The 18,459-nt window shown below is 34.2% G+C and carries 17 protein-coding genes; 7 read left to right on the forward strand and 10 right to left on the reverse strand.

Going from position 1 to position 18,459, the window contains the following annotated elements:
- Positions 1–64 precede the first annotated feature (64 nt).
- The 3 genes from K7G79_RS01530 to K7G79_RS01540 form a co-directional block, all read right to left on the reverse strand.
- Complete coding sequence (locus K7G79_RS01530; RefSeq protein WP_223548470.1) at positions 65–988, reverse strand: metallophosphoesterase; 924 nt, start codon at positions 986–988, stop codon at positions 65–67.
- Positions 989–1,110: 122 nt separating this feature from the next.
- Positions 1,111–2,070, reverse strand: a complete 960-nt coding sequence (locus K7G79_RS01535) for a CPBP family intramembrane glutamic endopeptidase (protein ID WP_223548472.1) — start codon at positions 2,068–2,070, stop codon at positions 1,111–1,113.
- Positions 2,071–2,079: 9 nt separating this feature from the next.
- Positions 2,080–3,114, reverse strand: coding sequence for an o-succinylbenzoate synthase (locus K7G79_RS01540; RefSeq protein WP_223548566.1), 1,035 nt, complete (start codon positions 3,112–3,114; stop codon positions 2,080–2,082).
- A gap of 61 nt (positions 3,115–3,175) precedes the next feature.
- Between K7G79_RS01540 and K7G79_RS01545 the strand changes: the two genes are divergently transcribed.
- Positions 3,176–4,078, forward strand: a complete 903-nt coding sequence (locus tag K7G79_RS01545) for a sterol desaturase family protein (protein ID WP_223548474.1) — start codon at positions 3,176–3,178, stop codon at positions 4,076–4,078.
- Here the strand turns inward: K7G79_RS01545 and K7G79_RS01550 are convergent.
- The 3 genes from K7G79_RS01550 to K7G79_RS01560 all read right to left on the reverse strand — a co-directional run bounded on the left by K7G79_RS01550 (position 4,073) and on the right by K7G79_RS01560 (position 6,682).
- Positions 4,073–4,750 carry a metal-dependent hydrolase gene (locus K7G79_RS01550; RefSeq protein ID WP_223548476.1) on the reverse strand — a complete coding sequence of 226 codons (678 nt, stop codon included), beginning with the start codon at positions 4,748–4,750 and terminating at the stop codon, positions 4,073–4,075. The two genes, K7G79_RS01545 and K7G79_RS01550, sit on opposite strands and share 6 nt — an antisense overlap.
- Before the next feature lie 188 nt (positions 4,751–4,938).
- Positions 4,939–5,841 (reverse strand): 1,4-dihydroxy-2-naphthoate octaprenyltransferase, encoded by a 903-nt coding sequence (gene menA, locus K7G79_RS01555; protein ID WP_223548477.1) that lies wholly within the window; start codon positions 5,839–5,841, stop codon positions 4,939–4,941.
- 1 nt (position 5,842) lies between these two features.
- Positions 5,843–6,682, reverse strand: a complete 840-nt coding sequence (locus tag K7G79_RS01560) for a 1,4-dihydroxy-2-naphthoyl-CoA synthase (RefSeq protein WP_223548479.1) — start codon at positions 6,680–6,682, stop codon at positions 5,843–5,845.
- 56 nt (positions 6,683–6,738) lie between these two features.
- Between K7G79_RS01560 and K7G79_RS01565 the strand changes: the two genes are divergently transcribed.
- On the forward strand, positions 6,739–7,845 hold the full coding sequence (locus K7G79_RS01565; protein ID WP_223548481.1) for a C1 family peptidase: 1,107 nt from the start codon (positions 6,739–6,741) through the stop codon (positions 7,843–7,845).
- Between the two features lie 300 nt (positions 7,846–8,145).
- Here K7G79_RS01565 and ung read toward each other — a convergent pair whose 3' ends face one another.
- Positions 8,146–8,814 (reverse strand): uracil-DNA glycosylase, encoded by a 669-nt coding sequence (gene ung, locus K7G79_RS01570; protein WP_223548483.1) that lies wholly within the window; start codon positions 8,812–8,814, stop codon positions 8,146–8,148.
- 61 nt (positions 8,815–8,875) lie between these two features.
- Between ung and K7G79_RS01575 the strand changes: the two genes are divergently transcribed.
- Positions 8,876–10,369, forward strand: coding sequence for a YfcC family protein (locus K7G79_RS01575; RefSeq protein ID WP_223548485.1), 1,494 nt, complete (start codon positions 8,876–8,878; stop codon positions 10,367–10,369).
- A 13-nt stretch (positions 10,370–10,382) separates the two neighbouring features.
- Here K7G79_RS01575 and holA read toward each other — a convergent pair whose 3' ends face one another.
- On the reverse strand, positions 10,383–11,384 hold the full coding sequence (holA, locus tag K7G79_RS01580) for a DNA polymerase III subunit delta (RefSeq protein ID WP_223548567.1): 1,002 nt from the start codon (positions 11,382–11,384) through the stop codon (positions 10,383–10,385).
- A 114-nt stretch (positions 11,385–11,498) separates the two neighbouring features.
- Between holA and K7G79_RS01585 the strand changes: the two genes are divergently transcribed.
- The 3 genes from K7G79_RS01585 (at position 11,499) to K7G79_RS01595 (ending at position 13,866) form a co-directional block, all read left to right on the forward strand.
- Complete coding sequence (locus K7G79_RS01585) at positions 11,499–11,945, forward strand: type I restriction enzyme HsdR N-terminal domain-containing protein (RefSeq protein ID WP_223548487.1); 447 nt, start codon at positions 11,499–11,501, stop codon at positions 11,943–11,945.
- Positions 11,942–12,931 carry a glycosyltransferase family 2 protein gene (locus K7G79_RS01590; protein WP_223548490.1) on the forward strand — a complete coding sequence of 330 codons (990 nt, stop codon included), beginning with the start codon at positions 11,942–11,944 and terminating at the stop codon, positions 12,929–12,931. The genes K7G79_RS01585 and K7G79_RS01590 overlap by 4 nt, the downstream gene beginning before the upstream one ends.
- A 95-nt stretch (positions 12,932–13,026) precedes the next feature.
- Positions 13,027–13,866 (forward strand): OmpA family protein, encoded by an 840-nt coding sequence (locus tag K7G79_RS01595; protein ID WP_223548492.1) that lies wholly within the window; start codon positions 13,027–13,029, stop codon positions 13,864–13,866.
- A gap of 54 nt (positions 13,867–13,920) precedes the next feature.
- Here the strand turns inward: K7G79_RS01595 and K7G79_RS01600 are convergent, their stop codons facing one another.
- Complete coding sequence (locus K7G79_RS01600) at positions 13,921–14,541, reverse strand: L-threonylcarbamoyladenylate synthase (protein ID WP_223548494.1); 621 nt, start codon at positions 14,539–14,541, stop codon at positions 13,921–13,923.
- Positions 14,542–14,684: 143 nt separating this feature from the next.
- Positions 14,685–17,063 (reverse strand): ATP-dependent helicase, encoded by a 2,379-nt coding sequence (locus K7G79_RS01605; RefSeq protein ID WP_223548495.1) that lies wholly within the window; start codon positions 17,061–17,063, stop codon positions 14,685–14,687.
- Between the two features lie 124 nt (positions 17,064–17,187).
- Here K7G79_RS01605 and K7G79_RS01610 point away from each other — a divergent pair, with 124 nt between their 5' ends.
- Positions 17,188–18,456, forward strand: a complete 1,269-nt coding sequence (locus tag K7G79_RS01610; RefSeq protein ID WP_223548497.1) for an amidohydrolase — start codon at positions 17,188–17,190, stop codon at positions 18,454–18,456.
- Positions 18,457–18,459: the final 3 nt, after the last annotated feature.

Raw genomic sequence — 18,459 nt, forward strand, 5'->3', positions numbered from 1 at the left:
AAAAAAGGCTGCAGCGTAGTGATTCGCTTGGATATTCGAAACTCAAGTAATTCTGCTTAGTAAATCAATAAATATGGGGATAATATGTGTTTTTTAAACTTCCGTCATCAAATAATTCTAGAATGGTATACCCGGGTGGTGTTTCGTGATACCAACATTTTCCAGCAGACTCCTCATCTCCATCACCCCACCAAAAGCCGCTCATGGAGCCATTACAATAATAGTTAACATTATTATAAACAGCGTTGTCCAATAAATGCATGTGTCCACTTATACAATGAATGTTTTTGTCTTTATGTTTATAAAATAACTTGGTGATGTATTTACTATCGGTGTGGCTACCTCCATAAGGAATTGTGCTAACTCCAAGAATGGGATAGTGTGTCATTACCAACACATTTGCTTCTTTGGGCATTTTAAGAAGTTCGTTTTCTAACCAGTTGCGTTGTTCTTGATCAAGGGATCCTGCATTTTTATTGTTGCTGTCTAATATTAAAAAATGCCAATGCTTTTTTTTGAAACTATAGTATCTGTTTGGTATGCCTAAATTTTCCAAAACATAATCTTTACCATACATGGTATCAGCTTTATCAGGCGCTGCCCACCACATATCATGGTTCCCCAAACAACTAAACATATCATATTCTATAAACTCCTTTCTAAGTATTTTCCATAATTCCCATTGGTTGAGCACCTGATCCCTAGTGATATGTCCATAATCGGCAGCCATAATGGTATCCCCACCATTAAGAAAAAAATCAACCTTATGCGCTTTTATCTCTTTCAGACATTTTTTAAAGCGCTCAGGGGCATTGTTGTCTTCAGATATATGAACATCTGTAATGTGTGCTATTTTTAAAAGACGTTTACGTTTTTTGTTGATTGTGCTTTCCTGAGATAACACAATTGGAGGCATTGCTAATACTCCTAATGAAGCAACTATCTTTTTTAAAGTTGACCTTCTTTTTTTACTAAATTCTTGATCCATTTGATTTTTTTAGTGAAACTACAAACTAATTCCCCACGATCCAAGTATTTGTAGTATTATACTGTAGCCCTGGCCCAGACCTTCTAAACCTCACTTTTTAGGTTTAATTTATTAAGCTATTATTATTCAACAACCCTATAATTGTCTTCCAAAGGTTTTTCCACCCTTCCAAACAGCTTTTCCTTCCAATTGGTCCACTTATATCTTTTGGCCAAAACAAAAAGCAAAATTGGAAAAATCACAAATACAGGCACAAAGATTTCACCTACCCCCATTGTTTCTGGATTGCTCATATCCTTTAAAACAGAGTGTGTTTGAAACGCTGTCCAATCTGCGGTAACCAGCAATGCCGTAAATAGGTTGTTGGCAGCATGAAAGCCTAATGCCAATTCCAAACCTTCGTCCATTAAGGTCATAATGCCTAAAAATAAACCAGTTCCTATATAATAAACCATTATCACGTAACCCAGTTTGTCAACCTCTGGATTGGCAATGTGCAACAATCCAAAAACAATCGATGTTAGTATGAGTGGTATCCATTTGTTTTTAGCAATCACACCAATGCCCTGCATTAAATACCCTCTAAACAAATATTCCTCAAAACTGGTTTGTAAGGGTACAAAAATAATGGCTATAGCACATAATATTAAAAAGGGAATCAGTTTAAAATTAAAAAGATAATGCTCCGGACTAATGTATAAATAGTCAATAATAACCATGCTACTTGATACCACACCCCAAAGTATAAAAACAAACCAAAACCGTTTCCAATCTATTTTAGGTCTACTGGTAGTTAAGTGGGTTAAGGACTGTTTATGCAAAATCCTGCTTACAAAAATAACTGCTACCAAACCAGCAGCAAACGACAACAACATTAAGAACAGATTTAAATTTGGTTCCAGTAATTGCATCATTTTAGTTTCATCCAAATTATTTAGCCCCTCTCCGTTGGTAAACGATTTGTATAAAACAGCGAAGGTAAAAGGTAGCTGACCTATTATAACTGCAAAAATTACAATAAATACACCTATTAAATAACGCCACCAATCATGCAATACATTAAATGCTTGTGCTATATACATATTTAAGTTTTAAAGTTTAAAGTTCCAATCTATATTAAAATTATAATGTAAATTACCATTTTCTACTTGTAAGGGAGAATCAAAATTATTTGTAAACAATCCTCCTGTACCAAGGCCCTGTGGTAGTTGGCTATGCTTGCTATAGGTATATTGTGCTATAGCATTTAAACCTACATTACTCTCTAACGCACTGGTAATCCACCATCCTATGTTTTGTTGCTCGGCCAACTCTATCCATAAATCACTTCCTTGAAAGCCACCAATTAAACTGGGTTTTAAAATAATATATTGTGGATTTATGGTTTGTAGCAACTTTTGTCGTTTTGTTACAGAAAAAACACCTATTAGCTCTTCATCCAAAGCAATTGGCAATGGCGTCTGCTCGCAAAGTTTAGCCATTTCTTGCCACTGGCCTTGTTCTATTGGTTGTTCTATGGAATGTAACTGATGGTCTGATAAAAATTTTAATTTTTCCAAAGCCTCAGGTATTGAAAAAGCACCATTGGCATCTACCCTAATTTCAATGTCCTTAGGACTAAAATCTTTTCTAATGGATTTTATTAGGCCTAATTCTGTTTGAAAATCGATAGCTCCAATCTTCATTTTTATACACGTAAATCCAGCTTCAATTTTCTCCTTAATCTGTTGCTTCATAAAGGCTTCACTGCCCATCCATATTAGGCCATTAATGGGTATGCTATCGGTTCCATCAATAAACCGTGAGGGAAACAAATGAAAAGGGTCTTTAGAAGCCAAGGATTTAAAAGCCATTTCCAAACCAAATTGTATACTTGGTAGTTCGAAAAGCTCACTGACTAATTTATCTAAGCCTAAGTCAATATTATCGCATGCCCATTTTAATTGTTCTTCAAAATCGGGTCGGTCATCAATAGAAAGCCCTCTAAAAAGGCCACACTCCCCCACTCCAAACTTATCCTTCATGGATATAATAATAAACCAAGTCTCTTTAGTTTGTAATATACCTCTTGATGTACCGCTGAGCTGTTTAAATTCTAGGATGTGTTTTTGGTATCTAGCCGTCATGATGTTGCCAAAAATACTCATTTATTTTTGTATTTTAGATAACCAATATTTATGTTAATTTATGCCAACATTTCCCAACATAATTGTATACGCGATCCCTTTTTTTATAGCGGCAATGCTTATAGAATTGTATGTCACCACGAGAGACACGCTTAAGTCTATCAAGGGATATGAGACTAAAGATGCTTTTGCTTCTATAGCCATGGGACTAGGCAATGTACTTTTGGGATACTTTAGTAAAGCTTTAATCTTTTGGTGTTTCTTTTTTATATATAACAATTACAGGGTACTTACAATTCCAATTACATGGTGGAGTTTTATACTTCTTTTCTTTGCAGATGACTTGAGTTACTATTGGTTCCATAGAATTTCACATGAATGCCGCTTGTTTTGGACCTCTCATGTGGTACATCATTCGTCATTACATTATAATTTAAGTACGGCCTTGAGACAAACATGGTCTGGAGGATTCTATACTTTTGTATTTTGGATTTGGTTGCCGCTTATAGGGTTTCATCCAGGTATGATTGTATTTCAGATGTCGGTTAGCTTGTTGTATCAGTTTTGGATTCATACCGAAGCTATTGATAAGATGCCAAAATGGTTTGAAGCTGTTATGAATACACCTTCACACCACAGAGTACACCATGGTAGCAACCCCTTATATTTGGATCGTAACCATGCAGGTATTTTAATTGTTTGGGATAAATTATTTGGTACATTTCAACCTGAGCTTAAAAAAGAAAAAGTTGTTTATGGTTTGGTGAAAAACATTAATACCTACAACCCTATTAAAATAGCTTTTGTGGAATGGTATAATATGTTTAAAGATGCTTTTTCTGGGAATAAAGCATTTAAAGATCGATTAAATTATCTTTTAAAGCCTCCTGGATGGAAACACAATGGTGAGGGACAAATAAGTAATGATTTGCGGGAGGAATGGCTTAAAAAGAACAAACTATAGTTCAATGCTTGCTCCTATATCAAGTAACATTAGGTCTTTGTTCTTATTAAAAAATTTACGTTTGGCTTCTTCATGGTCAATTTCAATATAGCCAAAGGTATCGTAATGATACCCCAATACTTTATCACATTGAACAAAGTCACTTGCAATGATAGCGTCGTTTATTCCCATGGTAAAGTTGTCTCCAATAGGCAATATAGCTAAATCCAAATTAGTTTGTAATGGGATCAACTTCATATCATAAGTCAAAGCTGTATCTCCGGCAATGTAAATGTTTTTATGTTCACCTTCAATAACAAACCCTCCTGGCTGTCCACCATAACTACCATCTGGGAACGAAGAGGTGTGTATGGCATTAACATATTTTACATTTCCAAATTCAAAATCCCATTGCCCGCCATGGTTCATGGGATGCCCTTCTAAACCTAATTTTTCGAAATGGGAAATAATCTCAAAGTTTGAAATAAGCACAGCATCAGTTCGTTTAGCGATGGTTTCAACATCTAGAATATGATCTTGGTGTGCATGTGTAACCAAAATATAATCAGCTTCCAATCTATTAATATCAATATGTGATGCTTTTGGGTTTCCTGATATAAAAGGGTCTACTAGAATTGTAACATTATTAACTTCTATTCCTAGGCTAGCATGGCCGTAATAGGTAATCTTCATAAGTTTATATATTTCTATAGTTATACATCTACACGCTAAATAAAGACGTGTAACGACCAAAAATTATTTTACTACGTCACAATACTTTAACAAAGATGTTTTATTTAATACTTTTTGATTCAGAAAAATACTGATTTTAACTAAGAATTAAAAATTGTTTTAACAAAGAAATGGATAAACACTTTTATTTAAAGCAAATGTCCAATTGCCATTAAAACAGCTAGAAAAAATGTTGTAAAGGCTAATTTTTTAAGTTCAGGATCTAATAATTTAAGGTCACTTACTTTACTAACTTTATTTAGGTGAACTATTAGCGGAATATAAGTTATTACAAAAATTAAATTTAAAATATCAGTAAAGTATAGAATACCAAAAAGTGCAGATAATATCATTGCTGAAATTACTATAAAAAAATGATATGATTTAATTCGTTTTGCACCCAATTTAACAGCCATTGTGATTTTACCAGATTGTTTGTCCGATTCCAAATCGCGCATATTATTCAGGTTCAACACTGCCACACTAAGCAGTCCAATGGTACAAGCGGGTAAAACCACCACATGATCGAATGTTTTGGCATAAAGGACATAACATCCCATAACACTCAACAATCCAAAAAATATAAATACAAATATATCACCCAATGCTCTATAGCCGTAAGCTTTATCTCCAATAGTATAGCGCAATGCTGCTAAAATTGATGCAATGCCCAAAATGAAGAACAAAATAGTTAATAAAAAGTGTTTAACACCAAAAGCAGCAAAAATTAGAAAAATGGAAAGGGCTATACATATTAATATGTTAATCCTAATGGCGTTGAACATTTCATCTGGAGAAATTTTACCGCTTTGTATAGCACGTTGCGGTCCTACCCTTTCATTATTGTCCGTACCCTTAACACCATCACCATAATCGTTAGCCAGATTGGATAAAATTTGAAAACTCAGGGTAGTTAATATCGATAGGATAAAAATATCCAATCTAAAACAACCATTATATTCGGCCAGAGCAGATGCCAAAATGATACCTGAAACGGAAAGCGGTAATGTTCTCAACCGCATGGTGGATAGCCACAATACTACTTTACTCATATTAAGGTATCCATTTTTTTTCGAAGTTGGGCTTACGCTTTTCTAAAAAGGCGTTTCTACCCTCAACAGCTTCATCTGTCATATAAGCTAAGCGAGTTGCTTCACCGGCAAAAACTTGTTGTCCAACCATGCCATCATCAGTTAAGTTCATGGCAAACTTTAACATTTTAATGGATGTTGGTGATTTGGCCAATATTTCCTGGGCCCATTGGTAAGCAGTACTTTCTAATTCATGATGTGGGATTACGGCATTGACCATCCCCATTTCAAAAGCTTCTTGGGCTGAATAATTACGTCCTAAGAAAAATATTTCACGCGCCTTTTTTTGACCAACCATCTTAGCTAAATAAGCTGAACCATAACCACCATCAAAACTAGTGACATCCGCATCGGTTTGCTTAAAGATAGCATGTTCCTTGCTTGCCAATGTTAAATCACAAACAACATGCAAACTATGACCGCCACCAACTGCCCATCCAGGAACAACGGCAATAACGGCTTTTGGCATGAAACGGATTAACCGTTGAACTTCCAATATATTCAATCGATGGTACCCATCTTCTCCAACATAACCTTGATGACCCCTTGCCTTTTGATCTCCTCCACTACAAAAAGAATAAACACCATCTTTAGTCGATGGACCTTCTGCAGATAATAATACAACACCAATATTTATATCTTCATTAGCATCATAAAATGCATCATAAAGCTCGCTGGTCGTTTTTGGTCTAAAAGCATTGCGAACATTTGGCCTGTTAAAAGCTATCCTTGCAACACCACCACTTTTTTTATAGGTAATATCTTCGTATTCTTTGGCAATAACCCAATTCGCTTGCTTCATATTTGTTATTTTAGCCAAAAATAAATTTTATTTCATAATATACCTTATACTCTTCCATGAAAAATAATCTTTTGATTCTTGTTTTTAGTTTTTATGCATCATTGCTGTTTTGCCAATCTTATGAATTTAAGACTATCATAGATTTGGAAGCAACCGAAGTTCTTAGTCAAGGAAAAACCGGAACCTGTTGGAGTTTCTCTACATCGTCTTTTTTGGAGAGTGAGATTATTAGGCTAACGGGAAATAAGATTGATATTTCAGAGATGTATAATGTTAGAAATACCTATCCAAAAAAAGCATGGAATTATGTTATGAGGCAGGGTAAAGCTCAGTTTAGCGAAGGTGGGCTGGCACATGATGTTATATATAGCATTGCCGAAAATGGCTTAGTTCCTGCAAATGTTTACAGTGGGTTGCCAAAAGGAAAAAATATTCATGATCATGAGAATTTAATAAACAATATGAAAATAGTTTTAGATGAGTATCTTAAAAGCCCTAAAGCATATAATGGAAATTGGAAAAAAGATATAGACAACATCTTAGATGAACATTTAGGAAATAATATTACCAATTTTGAATTTAACGGTGAAATTTTTACACCTCTAAGTTTTTTAGAATATACTAAAATAAATCCAAAGGATTATATTACTATAACATCTTTTACTCATATACCCTATTATTCTAACTTCATATTAAATATTCCTGATAATTTTTCAAATGGAACTTTTTTTAATGTGCCTTTAGAAGACATGGTTTCAATAACAAATCATGCTTTAGAAAATGGATACACAATAGAATTGGATTGTGATGTTAGTGAAAAAACATTTTCATCAAAACATGGCTTGGCTGTTATTCCCAATACCGAAGAAGATACAATGAACATTCTATCTAAAATAAGGTCAGAAAGAGAAATAACTGTGGCTTATAGGCAGCAAGAATTTGAAAACTTTAACACAACGGATGATCATTTAATGCACATTACAGGTATTGTTGAAGATCAAAATGGAAATCGTTATTATAAGGTTAAAAATTCATGGGGATTCGACTCTGATAGAGTATCAAATGGTGGATATATTTATATGAGTGAGGCTTATTTTAAATTGAAAACCATTTCTATAATGATTCATAAGGATGCTATTCCTAAAGCTTTGTTAAAATCCTAACCCCATCATTTAACTAAATCGATAAGTTATTTATTACTTTTCTGTCATTTTTGTACGATTAAACAATAATTTATTAGTATTTTTGTAAAAAAATTATATACAATCAGTTAATCATTTGCATATTATCGGATTTTTATGTATTTTAACTGAACACTAACCCTTGATCTATGTTACTGAAAATTACACTTTGCATCTTAGTCTTAGTTGCTGTTAATTTCCTGCTCTTATTTTTTAGTTGCCCAAAGACAAACAAACAACAAAAAACTGCTGCTAAAAGACCAGTTGTTATTAGACCAACACTTACCAAAGTATTGCAGGAAGATCCGCTTGCTCCAACAGGGAGTTAGTTTTACTAAAATGTTTATTGCCAAACCAATACCCTCTATTAGCACTTAGTGGTGAAGGGTGTCCTGAGCTTAAAATGTGGTGTTTAGATTCATTAATCAATATTGATTTTCTTTTGGCATATCCTCCCCATAGTAAAAACACAATATTGCCCTGTTTTTTATCACTTATTAACTTTATTACAGCGTCGGTAAATCTTTCCCATCCCTTATTTTGGTGACTACCGGCTTGGTTAGCTCTTACCGTTAATGTTGCATTTAACAACAATACCCCTTGATTGGCCCAACGCAATAAATTTCCACTTTTAGGGTAAGTAATACCCATATCAACTTCTATTTCCTTAAAGATGTTAATGAGTGATGGTGGATGTGGTACCCCATCACAAACTGAAAAGCATAATCCGTTAGCTTGACCAGCTCCATGATAAGGATCTTGACCAATAACAACAACTTTTACATTATCAAAAGGACATAGGTTAAACGCATTAAAAATCTGATTTCCTGGCGGGTAGCAAGTGTTGCTTTTATATTCACATTTTACAAAATCGACTAATTGACTAAAATAGGGTTTGTTAAACTCATCCTCTAAATGTGGTTTCCAGCTAGGGTGTATATCAACATTCATGGTGCAAATTAAAATTAAAACTAAAATAATGTTATATTTATTTTTATAAAAATGTAATCGTTTGAAAAAAATTAAATTCCCAACCGCCCAAACCATTTTATTATTGATTGCAGCTTTTGTGTCTGTTCTTACCTTTATAGTTCCTGCTGGGAAATACGATACCTTATCCTATGATAAGTCACAAAATATATTTACAAAAACCACTCCCAAGGAGAGTTATTCCTTAGCAGCTACCCAACGTACATTAGATAGTTTACAAATAAAAATCCCTTTGGAAAAGTTTACCAATGGAGATATATGGAAACCCATAAGCATACCAAATACATATCAAAAATTGGAGGCTAAGCCTCAAGGTATTTTGGCATTTATAAAGTCACCCATCAAAGGTATAATTGAAGCTGCCGATATAATTTTTTTGGTCCTTTTTATAGGTGGTTTAATAGGTATTATGAACCATACAGGAGCTTTTGATGCTGGAATTGCATGGTTGTCGGTCGTCCTGAAAGGTAGGGAGTATTGGTTAATCATATCAGTTACTTTTTTAATTGCAATTGGTGGTACAACGTTTGGTTTGGCAGAAGAAACCATTGCCTTTTACCCTATTCTTATCCCTATATTTTTGGCAGCAAAATACGATGCCTTGGTTCCCTTGGCGTCTATTTATATTGGGTCAAGTGTTGGTACCATGTGCTCAACAACTAATCCCTTTAGCTCAATAATTGCTTCTGATGCAGCTGGTATTAACTGGACAGCAGGTTTTAATTTTAGATTAATAATGCTCTTGTGCTGTACGGTAATTTGCTTAATATATATTCTTAGATATGCCAAGCGAGTAAAAAAGGACGTTAAAGCATCCATTATTTACGAACAAAAAAGTGAAATTGAAAATTTATTTAGAGATACAACCAATATCACTATTAAACTCAACAACCAATTACGTTTTATTCTTGTCATTTTTATATTATGCTTTATTGTTATGATATATGGTGTTTCGCAGTTAGATTGGTGGTTTGTTGAGATGACTAGCGTGTTCTTGGTTGGTTCTATTTTCATTGGGATAATAGCCAATATAAAGGAATTAACTTTTGTTGATTTGTTTGTAAAAGGAGCCAGTGATTTATTAAGTGTTGCTTTGATTATTGGTATTGCACGAGGGGTTACGGTATTGATGGAAGACGGATTAATAAGTGATACCATGCTTTATTACACAAGTAATTTTACAAATGGTATGAACAAAGGACTCTTCACTAACGCCATGTTGTTTGTTTATGCAGGTCTTTCCTTTTTCATACCGTCTTCATCTGGAATGGCCGTATTGACCATGCCTATAATGGCGCCTCTTGCCGATGGTGTTGGCTTAGACCGAGAACTGGTGGTAAACACCTATCAATATGGCATGGGATTGTTTGCCTTCATTAACCCAACAGGACTGATACTCGCTTCACTGGCTATTGTAAAAGTAGGTTTTGATAAATGGTTAAAGTTTGTCACCCCATTATTAATTATCCTAACCCTTTTTACAATGTTAATGTTAACATTTCTGGTTTATATGTAAAAGTCTAACTGGGTTACAAAATTTTAACTAGCAGTTCCTTAAGTAAATCGCCTTGGGAAATGGCATTGGCCCCTACTCCTTTACTTTTTACATCAAATTCCCTTAAAGTGGCTACTATAGCACTTACTTTTTTCATTGGGTAGTTTCTTGCGGCATTTATGTATTCGTTAACAAAATAGGGGTTTATCTTTAATGCTGAAGCAACACTTCGTGGAGATTTATCATTTAATCCATGAAAATGCAACAATTGGGAAAAAAAATTAAAAAGTAGTGATATTGTCATGACCATGGGATTATCCTTGGGGTTTTCAGAGAAATAATTCACAATTTGATGTGCTTTAACAACATTGCGTTCACCTATGGCCTTGCGTAACTCAAAATTGTTGAAGTCTTTGCTAATACCTATATTCTCTTCAATCAATTCTGGTGTAATCTGACTTCCCGTAGGTAGAATGATTTGAAGTTTTTGCAGTTCATTACTAATTTTACTGAGATCGGTCCCCAAAAATTCAACAAGCATTTGGGAAGCTTTTGGTGTAATGGTATAATCCTTAGGCGATAATACACGTCTTATCCAATCAGCTACCTGATTTTCGTAAAGTTTTTTACTTTCATAAACAACACCTACTTTATTTATACCCTTATAAAGTGCCTTACGTTTATCAATTTTTTTATATTTATAATTTATGACCAGTATGGTTGATCGCTGCGGATTTTCAGCATAAGGCGTCAGTTTTTCAATAGTACGTGACAAATCTTGGGCTTCCTTTACAATAACTACTTGATACTCTGCCATCATGGGGTATCGTTTAGCATTACTTACAATATCTTCAACTGTTATATCCCGTCCGTAAAGTACAACTTGGTTAAACCCCCTTTCTTCTTCACTTAAAACAGTCTCTTCAATAAAATCAGAAATCTTATCAATATAATAGGGTTCTTCACCCATTAAAAAATAAATGGGTTTTAAATTACCGTTTTTAATATCCTGTACCAGTTGTTTTACTTCATCCAAATCGTAATAAAATTTCAAAAATTAAATTCCAAAGTACATCTTTTGGAATTTGGGATTTATAAATTGGGATTTTATGATTTCGAAACTTAACTTTGAAAACTAAAAACACAAACATTGCAAGCGCTTAACTTTCCAAAGTACTCATTCCGATTCAAAAATAGCGAAAATAAAATTTCTATATTTGATACTATTCGCAAAAAATTTGTGGTGTTACAACCTGAAGAATGGGTTAGGCAACATTGTGTTCAATTTCTAGTCAAGGAAAAAAAATACCCAAAATCTTTAGTGAATGTAGAAAAAGAATTGAAAGTTAATGATTTAAAAAAACGATATGATATTGTAGTTTATAATCCAAATGGAAGCATTCGATTAATTGTGGAATGTAAAGCACCTAACGTAAGTATAAGCCAAAGCACATTTGACCAAATTGCTCAATACAACTTAGTCTTAAACGCCTCTTATCTAATGGTTACCAATGGTATTAATCATTATTATTGTGTAATGGATTTTAAGGAAAAATGCTTTCTGTTTTTAAAAGATTTACCAGATTATAAGTTATGAAGGTTGCTATTGTTATATTGAATTGGAACGGAAAAGAGCTATTAAAAAAGTTTTTGCCATCTGTTATTGAGTATTCCAAAGGTTGTGATATTTATGTTGCAGATAACGCTTCAACCGATGATTCTGTAGAATTTACCAAAACTTATTTCCCAACTATTAATATTATCCAGAATAAAATAAATGACGGCTACGCCAAAGGTTACAATGGTGCTTTGAAACACGTTGATGCTGATGTGTTTTGTCTATTAAATAGTGATGTTGAGGTGTCTAAAGGCTGGTTGCAACCAGTTATTGACATTTTTGATACAGAACATAATACGGCCATCATTCAACCAAAACTTCTAGATTATAATAATAGAGATTATTTTGAGTATGCTGGGGCTGCAGGGGGATTTATTGATAAATATGGCTATCCCTATTGCCGTGGCCGTATTTTTAATACCATTGAAAAAGACAATGGACAATACAATGATATTATGACCATATTTTGGGCTTCTGGAGCTTGTTTTTTTATTAGAAGTTCTGTTTTTAAAGCGCTCAATGGTTTTGATGAATCGTTTTTTGCCCACATGGAAGAAATTGATTTGTGCTGGCGAGCATATAATTCCGGTTACGAAGTTATGTATTGTGGTGAATCTGAAGTCTATCATGTAGGGGGTGCAACTTTAAATGATCAAAACCCCATAAAAACGTTTCTTAATTTTAGAAACAGCCTATTTACGCTAGTCAAGAATGCCAAAGGTCATATTTTGTTGCTACTCATTCCAAGGTTGATATTGGATGGTATGGCTGGAATAAAGTTTCTTTTAGAATTAAAATTCAAACACACATTTTCTGTAATAAGGGCTCATTTTTCATTTTACAGAAGGTTTTTAATTCTAATTGAACAACGAAAATCTCAAAAAAATAAAAGAAATTATTACAAAAAAAAATCTATTGTGATTAATTATTACGTAAATAATAAAAAACATTACGAAACTTTTTAAAAACTTAACAAAAGTTATGTTAAAGTGCTGAAAACAGCTCATTTTTACATACTTTTGTGTAATTCTAATTTTAAAAATTAATCCGAAAAACAATTATGAAAAAAATTGTATTACTTAGCTTATTATCAATGATTTTTTTGAGTTCATGTGTTTCTAAAAAAGAATTCATGGCGCTTCAAGAAAAACAAAAAGAAACACAAGATTTACTTAATTCAGCAACTGTTAAATTAAATGCTTGTTTAGAAGATAGAGCAGCAGCTACAGCAAGAGCAACTGCTTTAGAAGAACAAGTATCCGACTTGAGAAAAAGTGCTGAAAACTTACAAGTTTTATCGGCTAAAAGTGCTAGTAACATAGAAAAAACTTTAGAGAGCATTAAAGAAAAAGACCTGAAAATTTCCCGCTTACAAGATGCTATTACTAAAAAGGACAGTGTTACCTTAGCTTTGGTTACTAGTCTAAAACGCGAAGTGGGTATTAACGACCCAGATATTGAGGTAAATGTAGAGAAAGGTGTTGTGTTTATTTCTATTGCTGACAAATTATTATTTAAAAGTGGTAGCTACAACGTAACATCACAAGCAAAAGATGTACTTGCTAAAGTCGCAAAAGTGGTTAACAGTAAGCCTGACTTTGAGTGTATGGTTGAAGGGCATACTGATAATGTGCCTTATAGAAAAGAACCTTTATTGGATAACTGGGACTTAAGTGTTAAGCGTTCTACTTCTATTATTCGAGTGTTAGAGGAATTAGGCGTTAAATCAAGTCAGTTAATTGCTGCTGGACGTAGCTACTATGTGCCTCTAGTAGATAATGATACCGCTGAGAACAGGGCGACTAACAGACGTACACGTATAGTTATTCTTCCAAAAATTGATCAGTTCTACGACATGATTGAAAAAGAAATGAAGAATTTAGCTGCAGGAGGAAACTAATGACCTAGTAAACTATTTCAATAAAAACCCAACGTATACGTTGGGTTTTTTTGTTTAAAAGATTTCTAAACTACCTTTGCCTTCCCTAACTATTATAGGATCATTTTCAGACAGGTCTATAATAGTAGATGCTTCATTTCCCCCATAACCGCCATCTATAACACAATCTACCAGGCTTCCCCATTTTTCTAGAATAAGTTCTGGATCGGTTGTATATTCCAAAACTTCATCTTCATCCCTAATCGAAGTCGATACAATAGGGTTTCCCAATTGTTTAACAATTTCTAACGCAATGGCATTATTGGGTATGCGTATACCAACTGTTTTTTTCTTTTTAAATGGATTGGGTAATGTTCTGGCACCAGGAAGAATAAAGGTATAAGGTCCTGGTAAGGCTCGTTTTAAAATTTTAAATGTTACGGAATCTATTTGCTTGACATAGTCACTTAGATTACTTAAGTCCTGGCAAACAAACGAAAAATTAGCTTTTTCCAGCTTAATACCCTTAATTCTTGCAATACGTTCCAAGGCCTTAAAATTGGTAATATCGCAGCCTAAACCATAAACCGTATCTGTTGGATATATAATTAACCCTCCAGATTTAAGGATATTAACCACCTTGGAAATTTCTCTAGGGTTAGGGTTTTCTTCATAAATTCTATAAAATGCTGCCATAATAATTTAACAGGTTTCCCTAATGCAAAGTAAATACTAATTTTAAATATTATTTTTTATTTTGAAATGTGGTTTTTAACAATTTTTTGTAAAGCCAATTATCTGTAAACTATAATCACAAAAAACTTCATACGTCTTAATTATTATCCAATAACCTTCAATTTTGCAAAACGTAGCAATAGCTTTTTAACACCGCCCTGAGTAAATTTAATTTCAGCTTTGGTGTCGGCTCCCCTGCCTTCTATTTTTAATACCTCACCGTTACCAAAACGAATATGCTCTACCATATTTCCAACAACCAAACCGTTATCAAATAAATTACTAGGGTTTTCCTCTTGGGAAGTTATGGAAGCTTTAGATATTGGCTTTAATTTTTTTGGAACATTACTTCTAAATTTTTCTGGTTGCTTTTTTGGGGCACTTTTCTTTTTAAAATCCAGTTGCTTTGCTGGCTTAAACCTTAAAACATTAGATCCAGTTTTACCAGTAATTCGCTCGGGAATATCATCACCAAAAATATCGGCACTAAGCATAGGGTTAAAACGACGTTCTTCAATAGGGGTAACAATATCCAAATAGGCATCGTCAATTTCTTCAATGAAACGGCTAGGTTCTGCATCAACAAGTTTTCCCCAGCGATACCTAGACATAGCATAGGTAAGATAGGCTTGTTTTTCTGCGCGTGTGAGGGCTACATAAAATAGCCTTCGTTCCTCCTCCAATTCACTACGGGTGTTCATACTCATAGCACTAGGGAATAAATCCTCCTCCAGACCAACTATATAAACATAAGGAAATTCCAGTCCCTTAGCCAAATGTATAGTCATTAATGCCACACTATCAGAGTCATCTTTATCATTATCTAAATCTGTAGCGAGTGCAACTTCTTCTAAAAACTCAGCCAACGAACCTGTGGAATCCACCAGTTCTTTTTGACCCTCAACAAAATCTTTCATCCCATTAAGTAACTCTTCAATATTTTCCATTCTGGTAACACCTTCGGGTGATCCATCCTTATTGAATTCCCTTATTAATCCGCTGGTTCTTGTAACATGTTCTGCTAATTCAAAAACATCGGCTGTTTGGTTCATCACTTGGTAGCTTTCAATAAGTGTGACAAAATCCTGTAATTTAGTCTTAGTTCCACTATTAATTTTTACATCAATAGTGTCAATACGCTTCATAACATCAAATATAGGTCTATCATAAGCATTGGCAACTACAATTAGTTTGTCAACCGTAGTCTGTCCAATCCCACGTGGAGGAAAGTTTATCACGCGTTTTAAGGCTTCTTCATCAGCAGGGTTTATGATTAATCTCAAATACGACAAGACATCCTTAATTTCCTTACGCTGATAAAAGGATAGCCCACCATAAATTCTGTATTTAATATCACGCTTTCGCAGTGCATCTTCAATTGCACGGGATTGGGCATTGGTACGATAAAGTACTGCAAAATCACTGTTTTTTAATTGATGTTGCATCTTATTTTCAAAAATAGTACTGGCTACATAACGTCCTTCATCACTATCAGTTATCGAGCAGTTGACTTTAATTTTGTGACCTTCTTCATTAGCAGTCCAAACCACTTTATCCAATTTGGTTTGATTTTTGTCTATGACAGAATTAGCAGCATTGACAATATTTTTAGTGGAACGGTAATTTTGTTCTAATCGGTAAACACTCACATCATCATAGTCCTTTTGAAAATTGAGTATGTTATTAATATTCGCTCCACGGAAAGCATAAATACTCTGTGCATCATCCCCTACTACACATATATTTTGAAACTTATCAGAAAGAGCTCTAACAATCAAGTACTGTGAATGGTTTGTATCTTGGTACTCATCAACCAAAATATATTTAAAACGATTTTGATATTTTGCCAAGACTTCAGGGAAACGAGTTAATAATTCATTGGTTTTCAACAGTAAATCATCAAAATCCATCGCTCCTGATTTAAAACAACGATTTACATACTCCTTATAAATATCTCCCACTCTGGGACGACGGGCCATAGCATCGGCTTCTATAAGCTCTGGGTTTTGAAAATAGGCACGTACAGTAATCAAGCTATTTTTATAAGATGAAATTCTAGAACGTATCTGTTTATACTTATAAATATCTTTATCAAGATTCATTTCCTTGATAATTGAAGCTATCAATCGGTCAGAATCTTGGGTATCATAGATAGTGAAATTGCTCGGATAACCAAGTTTATCAGCTTCTATACGTAATATTTTGGCAAAGACAGAATGAAAGGTCCCCATCCATAAATTTTTGGCTTCACTACTACCAACTATATTAGCAATACGTTCCTTCATTTCACGAGCCGCCTTATTGGTGAAAGTTAATGCCAAAATATTGAAGGCATCAATCCCCTTATCCATTAAATAAGCTATGCGATAGGTAAGTACCCTTGTTTTGCCAGAGCCAGCACCAGCAATAACTATCATAGGCCCTTCAATTTGCAATGTTGGGGCCAGCTGCGCTTCATTTAACTGACATAAATACTTTTCCAATTCACTTCATTTTAAATGGTGAAAATAACCATTGTTATACTTTTAAGTAAGTCATTTTATTAATAATTATAAACAATCTTCTATACTTAATTTTAATATCTTTAAGATCAAAACATCTTACTATATGAAATATACATTTCTTTTTCTTACCTGCTTTATAGTTTCATTTGTTTTTGGTCAAACTGCTTTAGAACAACAATTTAAGGATATAGAACCTAAAGTTATTGAATGGCGGCGTCATTTCCACCAAAATCCAGAACTATCAAATAGAGAGTTTAAAACTGCCGAAGTTATCGCTGATCACTTAAAGCGTTTGGGTTTGGAAGTAAAAACAGGAGTTGCACACACAGGAGTAGTAGGCATTTTAAAAGGTATTCGACCGGGCAAGGTCATTGCCCTTCGTGCAGATATTGATGCATTGCCTGTCACAGAACGTAATGACTTACAGTTTAGATCGGATGTAAGGACTACTTTTTTGGGTACTGAAACTGGAGTGATGCATGCTTGCGGACATGATGCGCATACGGCCATTTTGATGGGGGCTGCAGAGATTCTTTCACAACTCAAAGACAAGATTAAAGGAACGGTTAAGTTTATTTTTCAACCTGCAGAGGAAACACCACCCCCTGGTGAGGATGGAGGGGCTAAAATGATGATAAAAGAAGGTGTATTGGAAAATCCAATGGTAGATGCCATTTTTGGTTTACATATACGGTCTGGTGTTAATGTTGGAGAAATCCACTATAAGCCGGGTGGTGCTATGGCAGCGGTAGAACGTTTTGTTATTAACGTTAAAGGGAAACAAACCCACGGTTCAGAACCTTGGAATGGTGTAGACCCTATACTTATATCGGCAAAAATAATAGATGGGTTGCAAACGATTATAAGTCGTGAAAGTGAACTTATTAATGAAGCAGCCGTAATTAGTGTTGGAAAAATTACTAGTGGTGTACGTTTTAACATTATCCCGGAATCCGCTGAAATGATTGGAACTATAAGGACTTTGGATCCTGATATGAAAACACTGATTATTAAACGAATGACAGAAATAACAGAAACTATTGCCAAAGCTTATGGTGGCTCAGCGACAATTTCGTTCAGTAATGAAACGGCTATCACCTATAATAATCATGAATTGGTTGAACAAATGTTGCCCTCATTAAAAAAGGCAGCTGGCGAAAACAATGTGAGGCAAATAAAAGCGGAAACAATTGGGGAAGACTTTTCTTATTTTCAAGAACTGGTTCCAGGTTTTTACTTTTATTTGGGAGGAATGACCAAAGGCAATACCCAAGTATTTCCACATCATACCCCAGATTTTTATATTGATGAAAAAGGATTGCTTCTAGGTGTAAAGGCATTTACACAAATAACTTTTGATTATTTACAATGATTT

Origin of the sequence: Aestuariivivens sp. NBU2969 (assembly GCF_019931125.1) — a bacterium.
Lineage (GTDB): Bacteria > Bacteroidota > Bacteroidia > Flavobacteriales > Flavobacteriaceae > Aestuariivivens > Aestuariivivens marinum.

Bases quoted from the DNA above. Each gene is read 5' to 3' on its own strand.
- K7G79_RS01530 (WP_223548470.1), bottom strand. From the start codon at position 988: ATGGATCAAGAATTTAGTAAAAAAAGAAGGTCAACTTTAAAAAAGATA.
- K7G79_RS01535 (WP_223548472.1), bottom strand. From the start codon at position 2,070: ATGTATATAGCACAAGCATTTAATGTATTGCATGATTGGTGGCGTTAT.
- K7G79_RS01540 (WP_223548566.1), bottom strand. From the start codon at position 3,114: ATGACGGCTAGATACCAAAAACACATCCTAGAATTTAAACAGCTCAGC.
- K7G79_RS01545 (WP_223548474.1), top strand. From the start codon at position 3,176: ATGCCAACATTTCCCAACATAATTGTATACGCGATCCCTTTTTTTATA.
- K7G79_RS01550 (WP_223548476.1), bottom strand. From the start codon at position 4,750: ATGAAGATTACCTATTACGGCCATGCTAGCCTAGGAATAGAAGTTAAT.
- menA (WP_223548477.1), bottom strand. From the start codon at position 5,841: ATGAGTAAAGTAGTATTGTGGCTATCCACCATGCGGTTGAGAACATTA.
- K7G79_RS01560 (WP_223548479.1), bottom strand. From the start codon at position 6,682: ATGAAGCAAGCGAATTGGGTTATTGCCAAAGAATACGAAGATATTACC.
- K7G79_RS01565 (WP_223548481.1), top strand. From the start codon at position 6,739: ATGAAAAATAATCTTTTGATTCTTGTTTTTAGTTTTTATGCATCATTG.
- ung (WP_223548483.1), bottom strand. From the start codon at position 8,814: ATGAATGTTGATATACACCCTAGCTGGAAACCACATTTAGAGGATGAG.
- K7G79_RS01590 (WP_223548490.1), top strand. From the start codon at position 11,942: ATGAAGGTTGCTATTGTTATATTGAATTGGAACGGAAAAGAGCTATTA.
- K7G79_RS01595 (WP_223548492.1), top strand. From the start codon at position 13,027: ATGAAAAAAATTGTATTACTTAGCTTATTATCAATGATTTTTTTGAGT.
- K7G79_RS01600 (WP_223548494.1), bottom strand. From the start codon at position 14,541: ATGGCAGCATTTTATAGAATTTATGAAGAAAACCCTAACCCTAGAGAA.
- K7G79_RS01610 (WP_223548497.1), top strand. From the start codon at position 17,188: ATGAAATATACATTTCTTTTTCTTACCTGCTTTATAGTTTCATTTGTT.